The sequence below is a fragment of the Acetobacter cerevisiae genome, assembly GCF_001580535.1.
GTDB lineage: Bacteria > Pseudomonadota > Alphaproteobacteria > Acetobacterales > Acetobacteraceae > Acetobacter > Acetobacter cerevisiae.
Genome location: NZ_LHZA01000131.1, coordinates 22,098 through 37,564, shown reverse-complemented (window position 1 = coordinate 37,564; position 15,467 = coordinate 22,098). Strand labels below are relative to the sequence as shown.

The window sequence follows — 15,467 nt, the reverse complement described above, 5'->3', positions numbered from 1 at the left end:
CAGCACACTCTTATAAACCGCCAGAAGTGTGGCGTAGGAGGCCGTGACCCCGAGATGTTCACTATTGCGCGGCATGACTTCCACGTAGCGCTCTTTGCCAACCTGTTGGGCAAACTGGTGCATGATGGTCAGGCTGGTATCGGTAGAGCCATCATCCCGCAAATATAAAGTCCAGTCAGGGCAGGTTTGCTGCAGGAGCGAATTCAGCTGCTGCTGTAAATACGGGACGCCATTATAAAGAGACATAAGAATGCCAACAGAAGAGCCACTGCCCAAAGAAGCATTCTGGCGGTTTATAAGAGTGTGCTGGCTAGTCTCCTGCACCTGTGATGCTCTTCCTTCAGATCCTGCGGGATACGAAACGCCTCCCGTGTGGGCGTGCAGCAAAGCTGCCTGGAAAATCTGTCAAATTTCAGACCGTTCCAAACAGCTTTGCAGGAGTTTTTACGCAGACTGTGCAAAAATCTGGTCAACCGTTTTCCGCACACTGTCCTGCCATGCAGGCATTGTAACGCCGAAAACGCGCGTCAGTTTGCTGTTGTCCATACGGGAATCAGCTGGACGCTTTGCGGGGGTCGGCCAGTCTTCCGTGCGGATGGCGGTTACTTCCGGCATTTTCTGGCCATGGGGAACCGCATCCTGCAGGGCTGCGACAGCCAGACCGTGCCAGGTTGTCTCTCCCGTGCCGCAGGCGTGGTAAATGCCAGCAAACGCATCTTTCCAGCCGTCTTTTTCCAGAACAGCAAGAATGGAGAGAATGGCCTCAGCCAGATCATCCGAGCTGGTCGGATTACCTTTCTGGTCGCCCACCACTTTCAGGGCCGGGTTTTTAGCACCGGCATTGAGCATGGTGCGCACAAAGTTTTTCCCATGTGCGGAGTAAACCCATGAGGTGCGCAGCACGATGGTTTTGGGGTTGGCAGCCAGAGTCTTGCTCTCGCCTTCCGCCTTGGTGCGACCATAGACAGTCTCGGGTGAAACCGGGTCTGTCTCTACATACGGTGCGCCCTTGTCTCCGGAAAACACATAATCCGTGGAGACCTGGATTAGCGGAATACCGCGCTGGGCGCAGAGGCGGGCCAGTTCTTCCGGCCCGGTGGCGTTGGCGCGGGCAGCCCCTTCGGCCTCAGTTTCCGCAAGGTCAACCGCTGTCCATGCCGCAGCATTCACCACCGCAACCGGCTTGATGGCGTCCAGTGTGGCAGCAAGGGTTTCAGGCTTGTCGAAGTCAAAGCCCGGCCGGCCAACGCAGCGGATGCGCGGGCCACCCAGATTGACCAGAGAGGTTGCCAGCTGGCCTTTGCCACCCGTAACCAGAATGGGACCACCGTTTTGTGCAAGACGACTCATGAGGTCTGCTCCTGATTACAGATGAAACCAGCCTTTGGCGGCAGAAAATTCCGGAGCTTCCAGATCTTTTTCAGAAAGAACGGCGTCTTCTGTCTTGATGGGCCAGTCAATGGCCAGCTCTTTGCTGTTCCAGATGACGGCACGTTCGGAGGCCTTGTTATACAGGCCTGTGCATTTGTACTGCACTTCCGCATCTTCGGTCAGGGTGCAGAACCCATGCAGGAAACCCGGCGGAATCCACAGCTGCGACCAGTTTTCTTCAGACAGTTCAGCCGCAACCCATTTGCCATAGGTGGGGGAACCGGTCCGGGCATCTACAGCCACATCCCAGATTGCGCCTTTGGTGCAGCGCACCAGCTTGCCCTGCGCGTAGGGTGCCAGCTGGCAGTGCAGGCCACGGATCACGCCCTTCTGGCGGGAAAGGCTCTGGTTATCCTGCACGAAGGGCTCGGTAATGCCTGCGTCCCGCATCCGGTCGATATTGTAGGTTTCCGAGAAAAACCCACGGTTGTCCTGAAAGCGCGGGGGCGTGACCAGAATCACGTCCTCAATGGCAAGGCGTTCGACTTTCATGAAAGGAAAGCTCCTGTCTGCAAATGGTCAGAAAAAGAAAAGGGGGTGGTTCAGCCGGCAGGCTGAACCGTGTTGGCAACCTGCATCAGGAGCCGCCCCAGTTCTGTTTTTCCCATGCGGGAGGCGTGTGCACGGAGCTGGTCCGCATCAATGAAGCCAAGCCGGTAGGCGACTTCCGCCGGAGAGCCAACCAGCATGCCTTGACGGGCCTGAATGGTGTGCACAAACTGACCGGCTTCCATCAGGCTGTCCGGAATACCGGCATCCAGCCAGGCACAGCCACGGCCCAGACGGTCGACATGCAGGCTGCCTTCTTCCAGATAGAACCGGTTGAGGTCTGTAATTTCCAGCTCACCGCGCGCGGAGGGCTTTACGCGTTTGGCAAAGTCCAGAACACGATTGTCATAGAAATACAGGCCGGTCACAGCCCAGTTGGAAACAGGCTCTTTCGGCTTTTCAACAATGCTCAGAGCGCGGCCCGTTTCATCAAAAGACACGACGCCATAGCGTTCCGGGTCACGCACCTGATACGCAAACACGGTGGCACCAGTTGGGCGCACGGCAGCGGATTGCAGGGCGGCACTCAGATGATCGGCAAAAATCAGGTTATCACCCAGTGCGAGCGCACAGGGGGAGTTGTCGAGCCAGTCTTCCGCAATCAGGAATGCCTGCGGAATGCCGTCCGGGGAGGGCTGGGCGCGATATTCAAACGTGACCCCAAACTGAGATCCATCGCCCAGCAGACGCTTGAACTGCGGAAGATCGTTCGGGGTGCTGATGATCATGTTTCTGTGTCATTCTACGGTGCTTCCCAGTCGGTTGCCTGTGTAACGGCGGGCGCGGATGCCTTCCCACCAGTCGCGGTTGTCTAGATACCATTGAACAGTGCGGCGAATGCCGGTTTCAAAAGTATGCTTTGCTTTCCAGTCCAGCGCTTTTTCAGCGTGGGAGGGGTCAATTTCGTAACGGAAGTCATGGCCGGGACGGTCTGTCACAAAACGGATCAGACGGCTACGTGAGCCTGCCGGGTCGGGCACCAGTTCGTCCAGAACGTTACAGATGGTTTCCACGACCTGCAGGTTGGTGCGCGGCTGGCGGGCGCCGATGGCGTAAGTCTCGCCGGACACGCCGGTTTCAACAGCCTTGACCAGTGCTTCGGCGTGGTCTTCCACAAACAGCCAGTCGCGCACGTTTTTACCATCGCCGTACACGGGCAGATCCTTGCCTTCGATAGCGTTGATGGTAATGAGGGGGATCAGTTTTTCCGGGAAGTGCCAGATGCCGTAATTGTTGGTCGTGTTGGTAACAAACGTGGGCAGGCCGTAGGTATGGTACCAGGCACGGACCAGATGGTCGGACGAGGCCTTGCTGGCAGAATACGGGCTGCGCGGATCATACGGCGTGGTTTCGGTAAAGGGCGGGTCATTCGGCTCCAGCGCTCCGAAAACTTCATCGGTGGAGATGTGATGGAAGCGGAAGGCAGCGCGATCGGCCTTGTCCAGCGTCAGCCAGTATTTGCGGGCGGCTTCCAGCAGGGAATAGGTGCCAACCACGTTGGTCTGGATGAACACGCCGGGTCCATCAATGGAACGGTCCACATGGCTTTCGGCTGCCAGATGCATGACCGCCTGCGGACGGAACGTTTCAAACAGGCGGCTCAGTTCGCTGCCGTTGACAATATTGGCGCGCGCAAATTCGTAGCGCCCGCTGGCGGCTGCGTCTTCCACGGTTTCTTCAGAAGCCGCATAAGTCATGCAATCAACATTCAGGACAGAATGACTGGTGTCCCGAATAATATGGCGGATCACTGCTGATCCGATAAACCCACACGCGCCCGTTAATAAGATACGCATTGGTATTCCGTATTCTGTGGACCGAAACAAACGATTAAAATCTCCAGTGTTTGGGCATAGCTCAGAGGTACAATCTTCGCCAGCAATCTTGGTAGATTTGCGATTTTCTTGTGATTGGCTGTATGAAAAACAAGCGTGTAGGCAGCCAGAGAGCATGGTTTGTCAGGGAGTTGAAAGCGGAAAAATGTTTGCCAGAAACCTGACGGAAACCTTGCTGCATGTGCTGGATCGCCCGGAGCTGCGCCTGCTGGCAACAAAATGCCGGATCATGCTGGATCCGGCTGTAGCGCATCCTTTTCATGTTCAGCCTCCGGGGCAGATTGTTCTGGGCGCACCGTGTCTGGGGGAACGTCGGGTGGTGGCGTTCCATTTGCGTCATGCGCTGGAACTGGCGGTTTTGTCAGACGCGCAGGAACCGGACTTCCGTCAGGCACTGAAAATTTCCTTCTCCGCCGCCAGAACAGCAGCCCGGTTCTGGATGCTGGATGCGCCAGCGGATTTACCCGCCCCGGAAGCATGGGTGCGGACGCTTGCCAGCGTATCCCCTCCTGCCAGAAAAGATCTCCCTCAGCTTTTTGCGGCTTTGCGTCCTCTAGTCAGTGTTCCGGGCAAAGCTGCGCACGATAGTTCTGCTCTATGGGATGAGCTCTACGCGTGGCTTGTACCAGCCTGGCCGCTGATTGGCCCGGTTGAGGCTTTGATGGCGGAAGGGGGCGATGCCCGCCTCAATATTGATGTGCGCACGGGCCTCAATCATTATGGCTGCTCGCATCGTCCGCGCCCTTGGGCGGTGACTTTTGCATCTTCTACAGCCTCTTCCCTCTCTGAACGCGGCTTTACCGGCGGAGAACTCGCACGGGTGAATCTGGCTCGCGCTGTTCTTGAGGGTAAGGCGCCGGAAGCCTTGCATGCGCTGGCGCTTGATGTCCGGCATTTTCTGGCAGGCTGGTTCGGGTTGCCGGGGCAGGACCATGTCGTTTTGGCTTCTTCGGGCACGGATGCGGCGCTGGCTGTGTTGGCGTTATCCACCTTACCGGGGCAACCGGTGACAACAGTTCTGACCGCGCCGGAAGAAACGGGTAGTGGTGTGCCCCTGGCCTCGCATGGGCGGCATTTTGCGCAGGAAACAGCGCTCGGAGCGTCCGTCTGCAAAGGAGATCTGGTGGCCGGATTCCCGGATGATACTGTGTGTGTGGATCTGCCTTTGCGGGATGCTAAGGGCCAGTTGCGGCCGGAGGGAGAGGTGACGGCTGCCTGCCGGAAAGACATTCAAAACCAGTTAGCCAAAGGGCGGCGTGTGCTGCTGCATGTGCTGGATCTGTCCAAAACCGGCCTGCTGGCCCCCAACCTGAAAGCTCTTGAGGCGCTGTGTGACCAGTATCCGGGGCAACTGGATGTGGTGGTGGATGCCTGTCAGGCCCGGCTGATGCCGGAGCGTGTTCAGGCCTATCTGGCGCGTGGCTGGGCCGTGATGGTGACGGGGTCCAAATTTTTCACCGGGCCGCCGTTCTGCGGGGCGCTTTTGTTGCCAGACTGCTGGAAAGCCCGACTGGATCAGGGCGTGTTGCCTGAAGGACTCGCAGCCTACGCCAACCAGTGTGAATGGCCCGCCAGCCCGGCCTGCCGTGGTCTGGCGTCAGGCTTTAATCATGGTTTGCTCCTGCGCTGGCGGGCAGCACAGGCCGAAATGGCAGCGCTCGGAGCGATTCCCTCCGCTGTCGTTGCGGAGCGCTTACAGGGTTTTCTGGGGGCCGTTACGCAAGGGATTGAAGCTAACGCCGACCTCGCGTTTCTGCCGCAGCCCGCTCCGCAGCGGGACGCGTTACCCCACGACTGGGATCGTCAGCAGACAATTCTGTCCTTTCTGGTGCGTACGCCTGAGGGAACGGAGGGCGCAATTCCACTGGATCTGGAACGATGTCGCAAGCTCTATCAGTGGCTCAATGCCGATCTTTCGCCTTATGTCCCACAGGAAAAAAAGGCGCTTGCCGCGCTGCTCTGCCATATCGGCCAGCCTGTCCCAATTCCGTATGCGCAGGCCGCCGGAGGGCTTGTAGGAGCCCTCAGATTATCCGCCGGGGCACGCCTTGTGTCCGGCGAACCGTCTCATGAAGGTCTGGACGCTACCGCCCGCATGACGCGGGAAATTCAGGATGCGCTTCGGGTTCTGGAAAAAATCAGTCTCATTCTGACGTATTGGGATGCCATCGCACAGGCGGACCCGCTGCCCTCTTACGCGCCGCGTTGGGAGCCGGAAGGTACGGCGGACGAGTCTCACTGGTCAGAGCGCTCGGGGAAAGAGGGTGTCACAGCCGAGCAGAAAGCAGACGCAATGCGGCGTTCCATTTCTGCTCTTGCGTTGGGCGGTCCCTGACAGCACAACAGAACCCATGACTGTCAGCCTCACACGTCCCGCCGCCCAGCAGATCAATCAGGGTAATTTTCTCGATACGCCACAGCTCGCGCCCGGCATTACGCGCTTCTGGCTGATCCGCCACGCGCTGGTCGAGCAGAATGCGCGCCTCCGTCTTTATGGGGCGTTAGATGTGCCGCTCTGCCCGGATAGCCTGATTGCGCAACGCCCCATGTATGAGGCTCTGGCGGCTCGCCTGCCGCGCGAGGCGCACTGGCTTGTCAGCCCCTTGTCCCGCACACGGCGCACTGCTGAGGCAATTCAGGAAGCCGGTTACGGCCCGGTGCCGATGGATGTGGAACCAGCTCTGATCGAGCAGAACCTCGGTGAGTGGCACAACATGCCACATCAGGAGCTGCCGCAGCATCTGCGTCTGGCCCCGCATCCGTTCTGGTCCATCTCGGCCACGGAATGCCCGCCGGGTGGTGAGAGCATGCTGGATGTATGCGGACGCGTAGGTGTGACTCTGGACCGGCTGGCCGAAGCCTATGAGGGGCAGAATATCGTGGCTGTGAGTCACGGCGGGGCTATTCGCGCTGCTCTGGCGCATGCGCTGCGTATTCACCCGGAGACCGCGCTGCATTTCTCCATCCAGAACCTTTCCCTGACTATTCTGGAAAGGCTGGATGAGGGCTGGCGTGTTGTCACAGTAAACGAGCTGCCCGGTATCTGAGGATTCAGGCAGTCTCGTTCGGGCCTGAGGTGATTGCTGGCCCTCAAGACCGCTTTTCCAACAAAACCTGCTTTACGGCCCCGGCGCAGAAGTTTTTGACTCTGGTGCTGGTGCTGGTGCTGGTGCTGGTGCACTGGTTGGCTGCGGGTTTTGTGTCGGACTGAGTTGCGGAACAACCGGAGCCGGTTCTTCCTGAGCTGCCGGTTTGTTGTCCTGCTTCTGGTCAGGCGTGGAAGGCTGTGTGTGGTCTTCCGGTTTTGCCGGTATCTGCCCGGATGAGGGGTGCTCAGAGTCTGGCACAGCGGGGTGAGCTTCCGGTGACGCAGACGGGGTGGGCGGGCTATCGTTCTCCTGCGTCGGATGCTCAGCTTTCAGGGTGGAAACCGGCACACCTTTCAGCGGAGAGTGTTCTGTAACCGGGATTTCCGGCCCTTTTGCGTCCCATGCATCGACCGGGGGTAGAGGCTGCTGAGAGGGCTGATCAGCCAGCGGATTGTTATCCAGCACTTTACGGGTGTTTTGCGGGTAGCGATTCATCAATCCCAGCAAAGTGCCGTTGGTCCAGCCAAAGCCGATCTGCATGGGGTATTCGCCGCCGCCCTTGCCGCCTGTGGCGCTGATCTCGGGCGAGACGACATCATATTTCTCCAGCAACACGCCGCTTTTTTCATAGGTGCCAATCACACGGGCCATCCAGCGGCGTCCAATGTCGGCTGCCAGATCATCATGCCCATACTGTTCCAGCCCTTTGATGGCCATCCATTCTTCTGGTGCCCAGCCGTTGGGGTAATCCCATTGCTGCCCCGTCTCACGGTCTGTGACGGTCAGGCCACCCACATGGAGAAGGCGCGCCTTGACGGTGCGAGCAACGGCATCGGCCTTATCCTGCGGGGCAATATGCAGGAACAGTGGTACAACTGTTGCGGTAGAAAGCACGTCTCTGAGCTGACCGGTGCGCCAGTTATAATCGAAATACGCACCGTCCTTTTCATTCCACAGATAGTGGTTGATGGCGTTTTTAAGCTGCGTGGCCTGCTGCGCGTAAAACGTAGCTTTGTCTTTTTCTCCGTTCAGCGCGTAGGCGTGGGAGAGCGTCTGTTCCAGATGCACCATCAGACAGTTATATTCGACGGTGATCAGGGAGGTGGTGTTGATGGTATCCAGCGTCTTGTCATCCGCCAGCCAGCGAGAGGAATAATCCCACCCGGTTTCTGCCCCGGCCCGGAGGTCACGCCAGAGTTCGGGAGAAGGGCGGCGCGAGCGTTTTGCGGTGGCTAAGTCCTGCGGAAAACTTTCATCGCGCGGGGAATCCATGTCGTCCCACGGGCGGAACATCAGGGTGCCATCAGTCAGGCGCACAGCATGCTGCCAGGCTGCACCGGGTTTGAGGGCGTCGGCCCCATGCGTCCAGTAGTCATACTCACGCTGCAATTCCGGCAGGAAGGATGTGTAGACCACCTGTCCGTCATGGCTGGCGAGCAGGTCCAGCATCACGGAGAAAAACGGAGGTTGCGAACGGCTGAGGTAATAGGTGCGGTTGCCGTTGGGCATATGGCCGTATCGGTCCATTAGCGAGGCAATGTTGCGCACCACATTGCGCAGCAGATCAATCCGCCCGTCTTCATACAGGCCGATCATGGTGAAGTAGCTGTCCCAGTAATAAAACTCTGAGAACCGGCCACCGGGCACGATATAAGTCTCCGGCAACGGCAACAGGGAAGACCAGGGCACCGCCGTATCGGCTTCACGCGTCAGAATGTCCCACATGCCGGAAATGTAATCCCGCACGTTCTCGCCCGGTTTGCGGCTATAGGCCGCCGAGCGCAGCACGGGGATGGTGAAGTGCTGCGAGACAAACCGCTTCAGATCGAAATCGGGCAGATCTTTCTCCTGCCGCCACGCGGCGACCAGATCCGTTGGCGCCTGATCCGGGATGGCATCCGCCACAGCCTTCGCATCCGTAAAGATCCGGGCCGCATGAATGGCAGAAAACAGATCACCGAGCGCAATTGAGGGCGGCCGGAGGTCCTGCGGCACAAAGTCTGGCGCTGCATGTTCGCCAGCATGGGTGGCGGGCTGCACATCGAACAGTTTGACCTGCACAGGGGGGGCTGAATTTTCCTCATCCAGCGTGGGCTGCACCGCTTCCGTGCTTGTCTGCGGTGAGGCCTCAGGTAACTTTTCAGGAGCAGGAGCAGGAGCAGGAGCAGGAGCAGGAGCAGGAGCAGGAGCAGGAGCAGGAGCAGGAGCAGGAGCAGGAGCAGGAGCAGCGACCGAGGGGGCGCTCATCTTCTGATCTGAGGGGATGGTCGCCGGTTGCTGCGCACCTGACGGAGTGGCCGCGTTAGAGCGTGGCGCATGGGCTGTGTCAGGCTGCGTTTGCGTGTCGTGCGTCAGAACTGGGGCGGACACGGTGGGGGCTCGTGGTGCCGGTGCGGCGGTCTGTGCCAGAGCCGCGGCAGGATTGGCGGCCAGAAAACAGATCAGAGCAAGATGGACTATGGAGCGGGAGGAGGCGTGCTGGCCGGAAGCGGGCGATACGGGCAGGGGATGGCCGGAGCGTGTCCCGTCCTGATAGGCACTCATAGTTGTCTTTCCTCTGGCTGCGGCGGAACGCCGGGGCACCAGGAGGAGGGCCGCAGCGGTCAGTCTGGCAAGGGTCCTGAAAAAGCGTCAGGACTCGTATCTGGTCATCAAACAGAAACGATGAAACCCCTTGCGGGTTTTGCGGCAGCACTTAACTGTTTATGCTTTGGCCGCTCTGCCGGGAGAACCCGCTACCCGGAGCCTTAGTCCTGTCAGGAGTTTCGTCCATGTCATCCATTCCTTCAAGCCCTGGCGCTCTGGCGGTTACAGACCAGATGTTTTTTGACAGACCCGGAGCCCTGCTGGACCGCGCCGATGCAGAAGCCCTGACCCGCAAGGCGCTGGACGGGATGGATGATGGCGAACTGTTTCTGGAATATCGGGAAAGTGAAGGCATAGCGCTGGATGACGGCGTTATCCGCTCAGCCTCTTTTGATACCAGCAGCGGGTTTGGCCTGCGCGCTGTGCTGGGGGAAGAAACCGGCTTTGCTCACTCCGATGATTTGAGCCGCTCCGCGCTGGCTCGCGCCGGAGAGGCGGTGAGTGCGGTGCGTGGTGGTCGGTCCGGGACGATGTCCGATGCGCCGCGTTCCACCAATCGCCGCCTCTATACGGATGCCAACCCGCTGGGCGAGACAGATTTTGCGGCTCGTTCTGGCCTGCTGACCCAGATTGATGCCTATGCGCGTGGCAAGGATAGCCGCGTGGTGCAGGTTATGGCGTCTCTCTCGGGCGAATGGCAGGCGGTGCAGATTATCCGGGCCGATGGTGCTCGCGTAGCCGATCTGCGCCCGCTGGTGCGGCTGAACGTCTCTGTGGTGGTCGAGCAGGACGGCAAACGTGAAAGCGGCAGCCACGGTCTGGGTGGCCGGTATGAAATCAACCGCCTGCTGGAAGCGGAAACATGGCAGGGCGCGGTGCATGAAGCGCTGCGGCAGGCACTGATTGCTCTGGAGGCGCGCCCTGCGCCTGCGGGTGAGATGGAAGTGGTGCTTGGCGCAGGCTGGCCCGGTATTCTGCTGCATGAAGCGGTTGGGCACGGGCTGGAAGGCGACTTCAACCGTAAGGGCACATCTGTTTTTGCCGGACGTATGGGCACGCGCGTTGCAGCGCCGGGTGTGACCGTGATTGATGATGGCTCTCTGCCGGACCGTCGTGGGAGCCTGACCATTGATGATGAAGGCACACCCACAGGCCGGACCACGTTGATTGAAGACGGAATCCTGAAAGGTTATCTGCAGGACCGCCTGAACGCGCGCCTGATGGGTGTGGCCCCGACTGGTAATGGTCGCCGCCAGTCTTATGCCCATATGCCACTGCCCCGCATGACCAACACGCTCATGCTGCCCGGTCAGGCTTCTACCGACGACATGATCAGCTCCATGAAGCGCGGCCTGTATGCGGTGCATTTTGGCGGCGGCCAGGTGGATATTACGTCCGGCAAGTTCGTGTTCTCGGCATCCGAGGCTTATCTGGTGGAAGATGGCAAGATCACCGCGCCCGTCAAAGGGGCGACGCTGATTGGCAACGGCGCGGACGCCATGACGCATGTTTCCATGATCGGCAAAGACATGGAACTGGACCCCGGCATTGGCACCTGCGGCAAAGCCGGGCAGGGCGTGCCGGTCGGCGTTGGTCAGCCGACCCTGAAAATGACGGGCTTGACGGTTGGCGGCACGGCCTGACAGCTGCAGCACTGACAGAAAAAGCATACAGAGAATTCACCCCGGCTGCCCGCAGGTAAGGGGGCTGACCGGAGATCTGACGCGGGAAGAGGTTCTGCCGGGCCGGTGCTCATGCTAGAGCGTGGACCGGATAATCCTGCTCCGGCGGCAGGTAGAGGCGTAAACAGGAATTAAAGAGAATGGTCGAAAACGGGTTTCAGAGTTCCTTCATGCAGGAAGCCGCTGCGCGTGGCTTCATTTTTCAGTGCACGGATCCCGTGGCGTTGGATGAAGCGATGACGAAGGGCTCTGTTGCGGCCTATATCGGCTTTGACCCGACAGCAGACAGCCTGCATGTGGGCAGCCTGATCCAGATTATGATGCTGCGCCTGCTGCAAAAGCACGGGCATCGGCCGGTGGCGCTGGTAGGCGGCGGCACGGCCAGAATTGGCGATCCGTCTTTCCGTGAAGAAGCCCGCAGACTGATGACGGAAGAGACCATCGGCATCAATCTGGCAGGGATTGAAGGGTGCTTGCGGCAGTTCCTTACCTTTGGTGGCGGCGCGTCCGAAGCCATTCTGGTCAACAATGCCGACTGGCTGGATAAGCTGGCCTACATTGATCTGCTGCGCGATGTCGGGGTGCATTTCTCCATCAACCGCATGCTGTCTTTCGATTCCGTCAAGAACCGTCTGGACCGTGAGCAGGGCCTGACCTTTCTTGAATTCAACTACTCCATTCTTCAGTCCTACGATTTCCGGGAACTGAACCGCCGGCATGGGGTTACGCTTCAGCTGGGTGGGTCTGACCAGTGGGGCAACATTGTCTCCGGTGTGGATCTGGTGCGCCGCACGGACCAGAAAAGCGTGATGGGCCTGACGACGCCTCTGCTGACAACCTCGTCCGGCGCCAAAATGGGCAAGACGGCCAATGGCGCTGTCTGGTTGTCTGAAAAACGTCTGCCGGTGTTTGATTACTGGCAGTTCTGGCGCAACACGGAAGATGCGGATGTGGGGCGCTTCCTGCGTTTGTTTACCGATCTGCCGCTGGATGAATGTGCACGGCTGGAAGCTCTGCAGGGCGCAGAGATTAACGAAGCCAAGAAAATTCTGGCCACCGAAGCAACTGCTCTGTGTCATGGGCGCGAAGCGGCTCAGGCTGCGGCAGAAGCGGCCCGCCAGACGTTTGAGGAAGGGAAGGTCGCCGCAGCAGATCTGCCCGTGCATACCGTGCCGCAGACGATGCTGGCAGAAGGTGTTCCGGTGTTCCGCCTGTTTGTGGAAGCCGGACTGGCCAAAACTAATGGGGAAGCCCGTCGGCTGGTGCGGGGCGGCGGGGCGCGTGTGAACAACGCCGTGGTGCAGGATGAAAACGGCGTGATTGCAGAGAAAGACATGGTGGACGGGGCTATTCGGTTGTCTTCTGGCAAGAAGCACCATGTTCTGGTCAAAGTTGGATAGTTTCTTCTTGCATCCGAATAAGGCGACAGGAGTGAGCCGCATGAAACGTACCCCTCTGATTTTAGGCTGTCTGGGGCTGACGCTGGTCGGCACACTTTCTGGCTGCGCAGGCCCGATGTATGGCGGAGGCTATGACTATTACGGCTATAGCCCCGCTGGCGGTTATGATGAGTATTACGGGTATGGGAACGGCCCGCGCTGGGGCTATGCCGACAGGCGCGCCCGCCCGTTCCCCGGAGGGAGCCGCCCCGGCATGGCTCCACGCCCCGGTGGCCGACCGGGCGGTGGCGGTATGCCTCGCCCGCCCGGTCCGGGTGGTGGTGGTGGACGTCCCGGCGGTGGGGGGCACGGCCCTGGAGGCGGTGGCGGTCCAGGTGGGGGCGGTCATGGTGGCCCCGGAGGTGGTGGAAAACCCGGTGGTCCGGGCCACTGAGACTGGATTAAGTCTGATCAGACGGATGGAAGAGGGGGCTGTGATTCAGCCCCCCTTTTTTTATCACCAGCTCACAGTGCGTGTGCGTACAGGCTCCTGAGGGTATCAACCTTGGGTGATGCGTAGTGAACCAGCGTTTTCCCTAGGGATAAATAAGAAATCCAGTTAATTATCCACAGCCTCTGGAGTCGCTTTTCACTGGTTTTCTGAGTCGCGCACCGAGGTTGCACCCGTTATCCACAGGTTTACCCACGGGGAGGCAAAGAGCCGCACATTAAAGAGATAAAGAGAGAGTGCGCCAAACACGCACATCGGTCCCACAGTCCCTAAGCGGGCTGAAGGGCGGGCTGTCTTGCAATTTAAAAAAAGAAGAAAGCTGGTGCTGCTGGACAGGATTGAACTGTCGACCTCTCCCTTACCAAGGGAGTGCTCTACCACTGAGCTACAGCAGCCCGCTGGCGGCGTTCTAGCTGTTCACGCCGAACGCCGCAAGTCTGTTTCCGCTTAAAAAGCGGAATTAATCGTCACGATGGGTTTTTTCCATCCGTTCATGCTGTTCCTGCGCCTCAATGGACAGGGTCGCAATCGGGCGGGCTTCCAGTCGGCGCAGAGTGATCGGCTCACCCGTTTCCTCACAATAGCCGTAGGAGCCGTTCTCAATGCGCTGGAGGGCAAGGTTGATCTTGCCGATCAGCTTACGGGCACGGTCACGGGTGCGCAGCTCCAGCGCACGGTCTGTCTCCACACTGGCACGGTCTGTAATGTCGGCTTCATGAATGCCGCCTTCAGAAAGGCTGGCAAGCGTATCCCCGGCCTCTTTCAGGAGTTCAGCACGCCACTTCAGGAGTTTCTGTTTGAAATATTCCGTCTGAAGAGGGTTCATGAACTCTTCATTGTCGGACGGGCGATAGTCTGGCGGTAGAGTAATCATGTCAGTTGTCAGCCTTTGCAATGACAGGACACCTGCCTTGAAAGAATGACGCGGCTTATAGCGGTGTGCACCCCGAACGCCAAGAACATTATGAGATTTTAGCGGAAGAAAAAGGACAGCATAGGCATGCAGGCCGCTGGATATGCCCAAGAAATAGTATGGGAGCAGGCCGCTAATAAAAGGAAATATTTAGATTTTCTTAAAAACTGATGGAGCGGCGCTGCTCTGTTGGGAGGAGTTGCGCGGCTCCGAGGTGGCCAGAAGCCAGCCGGCAAACAGGAAAACCCAGCCTGCGGTGGGGAAGGAGAACAGGGCGCTGGTGGAGGCTACCGGCCATAGCACCACACAGCACATGACAAACAGCATGGCCTGCTGCGGGTTTCGGACCGGGGCGAGCGCGAGCAAGCCTGTGCGCAGCCAGCAGAAGATCATCCATGCAAACGCCACCAGTCCTGGCAGCCCGGCGGTGGTGGCAATCTGCAGATAATAATTATGGGGGTGGATGTTGCAGCCCTGTGCGGTGTCACTATCCAGCGGAGGCAGGCCGATGGCGGTCAGGGCATTGGTGTGGAGGGGGGTGTGGCAGAAGTTTCTGAAGCCATCCATGCCCAGCCCAATCCAGGGGTGCGAGACGATCATTGTCACAGCAGTACGATATAGCTTGCCGTAATCGCTCTGAGTAAAATGGTGCAACTGGTTGGAGAATTTGAGCACCAGCTTGGCATATGTTCGCGGGGAGATATCGGGCAGGCTGGCTACCAGCCCCGCCCCGCCAGCCAGCACGAAGGCGAATGGCACGCGAAAGCGCGGGATCATCAGGGCGGTCAGCATCAGGCCGAAGAGGAGCAGCACATTGCTCATCCGCTGGCCAATCAGCACCATGGTGGTCACGCTCAGCACCAGCAGCGCCACGCCGCCAATCCATGGGCGCAGACGCTTGGTATAAAACGCGCGTAAAACCACCGGCATCAGGGCCGGGAAAAAAAGCATGAGCAGCGTAAATCCGGCCCGTGGCTTCACGAAGGGGCCGGTCAGAGCACCATCATCCGCCGGGGGGTAGCCCAGCAGGTTGGTGCCGGTCAGATACTGTTTCCAGCACTGGCCGATCAGCCACAGGGCCAGCACAAACAAAATGGCGGCCAGTGTCTTACGGCGGGAGGCCGGGACCAGAATCCAGCTTTCCATGGCGGCGGTGAGCAGGAAGAGACGCGGCAGACATAATGCCTGAACCCATGCGCCTTTCTGGCCGATATAAAGGGAGGAGATCAGGCAGAGCCCGCAGAACACGGCAGCCGGGCGTAGCCAGTCCTTCCGTATCCACTGCCAGTCTTTCTGCAGAGCGGAGTAGAGGAGGAACAGGCAGGCGATAACGGTCGCCGCCACATCGCTGAGCGCGCGACTATAAAAAAAGAGGAGGGGGAGAAGAAAAGTGCCCCCTGTTCCACACAGCGTCAGCGCCGCTGCAAGGCGGCCGGAAGAGTGGGGAACAGAAGATGCAGGTGTCATTACGGAAAATTCCCGTTGAGACAGA

Annotated in this window: 12 protein-coding genes, 1 tRNA gene and 1 pseudogene; 5 read left to right on the top strand and 9 right to left on the bottom strand. The window is 59.1% G+C overall.

Translation table 11 applies throughout. The annotated features are described in order from the left end of the window. The 5 genes and pseudogenes from AD928_RS15375 to rfbB form a co-directional block, all read right to left on the bottom strand. Positions 1-246 (bottom strand): glycosyltransferase (locus AD928_RS15375; protein WP_156470105.1); only part of this gene is annotated, 246 nt, incomplete at its 3' end. A gap of 198 nt (positions 247-444) precedes the next feature. After that, complete coding sequence (gene rfbD / locus AD928_RS05255) at positions 445-1,350, bottom strand: dTDP-4-dehydrorhamnose reductase (RefSeq protein WP_062248810.1); 906 nt, start codon at positions 1,348-1,350, stop codon at positions 445-447. Between the two features lie 15 nt (positions 1,351-1,365). Next, positions 1,366-1,923, bottom strand: coding sequence for a dTDP-4-dehydrorhamnose 3,5-epimerase (gene rfbC / locus AD928_RS05250; protein ID WP_061502469.1), 558 nt, complete (start codon positions 1,921-1,923; stop codon positions 1,366-1,368). 50 nt (positions 1,924-1,973) lie between these two features. Further along, a pseudogene (locus AD928_RS05245) lies at positions 1,974-2,708 on the bottom strand (sugar nucleotidyltransferase); the annotation flags it as partial. Between the two features lie 9 nt (positions 2,709-2,717). Next, a complete protein-coding gene (gene rfbB, locus AD928_RS05240; RefSeq protein ID WP_062248808.1) occupies positions 2,718-3,776 on the bottom strand; it encodes a dTDP-glucose 4,6-dehydratase in 1,059 nt (352 codons plus the stop codon). A gap of 184 nt (positions 3,777-3,960) precedes the next feature. On the opposite strand from rfbB, the gene AD928_RS05235 reads away from it, so the two are divergent. Together AD928_RS05235 and AD928_RS05230 are read left to right on the top strand one after the other, a co-directional pair. Further along, entirely contained in the window at positions 3,961-6,150 is a 2,190-nt protein-coding gene (locus AD928_RS05235) for a hypothetical protein (RefSeq protein ID WP_233419962.1), read from the top strand. A 16-nt stretch (positions 6,151-6,166) separates the two neighbouring features. Next, positions 6,167-6,862 carry a histidine phosphatase family protein gene (locus tag AD928_RS05230; RefSeq protein ID WP_043549923.1) on the top strand — a complete coding sequence of 232 codons (696 nt, stop codon included), beginning with the start codon at positions 6,167-6,169 and terminating at the stop codon, positions 6,860-6,862. 72 nt (positions 6,863-6,934) lie between these two features. On the opposite strand, the gene treF is transcribed toward AD928_RS05230, so the two are convergent. Then, positions 6,935-9,151 carry an alpha,alpha-trehalase TreF gene (treF, locus tag AD928_RS05225; protein WP_082779757.1) on the bottom strand — a complete coding sequence of 739 codons (2,217 nt, stop codon included), beginning with the start codon at positions 9,149-9,151 and terminating at the stop codon, positions 6,935-6,937. A gap of 524 nt (positions 9,152-9,675) precedes the next feature. Between treF and tldD the strand changes: the two genes are divergently transcribed. The 3 genes from tldD to AD928_RS14735 all read left to right on the top strand — a co-directional run bounded on the left by tldD (position 9,676) and on the right by AD928_RS14735 (position 13,005). Then, positions 9,676-11,133 carry a metalloprotease TldD gene (gene tldD / locus AD928_RS05220; protein WP_062141317.1) on the top strand — a complete coding sequence of 486 codons (1,458 nt, stop codon included), beginning with the start codon at positions 9,676-9,678 and terminating at the stop codon, positions 11,131-11,133. A 179-nt stretch (positions 11,134-11,312) separates the two neighbouring features. Then, positions 11,313-12,572 (top strand): tyrosine--tRNA ligase, encoded by a 1,260-nt coding sequence (gene tyrS / locus AD928_RS05215; RefSeq protein WP_062248806.1) that lies wholly within the window; start codon positions 11,313-11,315, stop codon positions 12,570-12,572. A 40-nt stretch (positions 12,573-12,612) separates the two neighbouring features. After that, positions 12,613-13,005 carry a hypothetical protein gene (locus AD928_RS14735; RefSeq protein ID WP_156470104.1) on the top strand — a complete coding sequence of 131 codons (393 nt, stop codon included), beginning with the start codon at positions 12,613-12,615 and terminating at the stop codon, positions 13,003-13,005. A gap of 377 nt (positions 13,006-13,382) precedes the next feature. On the opposite strand, the gene AD928_RS05205 is transcribed toward AD928_RS14735, so the two are convergent. From AD928_RS05205 to AD928_RS05195, 3 genes are all read right to left on the bottom strand, one after another. Further along, positions 13,383-13,457 (bottom strand) — tRNA-Thr (locus tag AD928_RS05205). 65 nt (positions 13,458-13,522) lie between these two features. Further along, positions 13,523-13,936, bottom strand: a complete 414-nt coding sequence (dksA, locus tag AD928_RS05200; RefSeq protein ID WP_062248803.1) for an RNA polymerase-binding protein DksA — start codon at positions 13,934-13,936, stop codon at positions 13,523-13,525. A 189-nt stretch (positions 13,937-14,125) separates the two neighbouring features. Continuing rightward, on the bottom strand, positions 14,126-15,442 hold the full coding sequence (locus tag AD928_RS05195) for an O-antigen ligase family protein (RefSeq protein WP_062248802.1): 1,317 nt from the start codon (positions 15,440-15,442) through the stop codon (positions 14,126-14,128). Positions 15,443-15,467: the final 25 nt, after the last annotated feature.

Bases quoted from the DNA above. Each gene is read 5' to 3' on its own strand.
- rfbD (WP_062248810.1), bottom strand. From the start codon at position 1,350: ATGAGTCGTCTTGCACAAAACGGTGGTCCCATTCTGGTTACGGGTGGC.
- treF (WP_082779757.1), bottom strand. From the start codon at position 9,151: ATGAGCGCCCCCTCGGTCGCTGCTCCTGCTCCTGCTCCTGCTCCTGCT.
- AD928_RS05195 (WP_062248802.1), bottom strand. From the start codon at position 15,442: ATGACACCTGCATCTTCTGTTCCCCACTCTTCCGGCCGCCTTGCAGCG.
- AD928_RS05230 (WP_043549923.1), top strand. From the start codon at position 6,167: ATGACTGTCAGCCTCACACGTCCCGCCGCCCAGCAGATCAATCAGGGT.
- AD928_RS14735 (WP_156470104.1), top strand. From the start codon at position 12,613: ATGAAACGTACCCCTCTGATTTTAGGCTGTCTGGGGCTGACGCTGGTC.
- rfbC (WP_061502469.1), bottom strand. From the start codon at position 1,923: ATGAAAGTCGAACGCCTTGCCATTGAGGACGTGATTCTGGTCACGCCC.
- dksA (WP_062248803.1), bottom strand. From the start codon at position 13,936: ATGATTACTCTACCGCCAGACTATCGCCCGTCCGACAATGAAGAGTTC.
- AD928_RS05235 (WP_233419962.1), top strand. From the start codon at position 3,961: ATGTTTGCCAGAAACCTGACGGAAACCTTGCTGCATGTGCTGGATCGC.
- tldD (WP_062141317.1), top strand. From the start codon at position 9,676: ATGTCATCCATTCCTTCAAGCCCTGGCGCTCTGGCGGTTACAGACCAG.
- rfbB (WP_062248808.1), bottom strand. From the start codon at position 3,776: ATGCGTATCTTATTAACGGGCGCGTGTGGGTTTATCGGATCAGCAGTG.
- tyrS (WP_062248806.1), top strand. From the start codon at position 11,313: ATGGTCGAAAACGGGTTTCAGAGTTCCTTCATGCAGGAAGCCGCTGCG.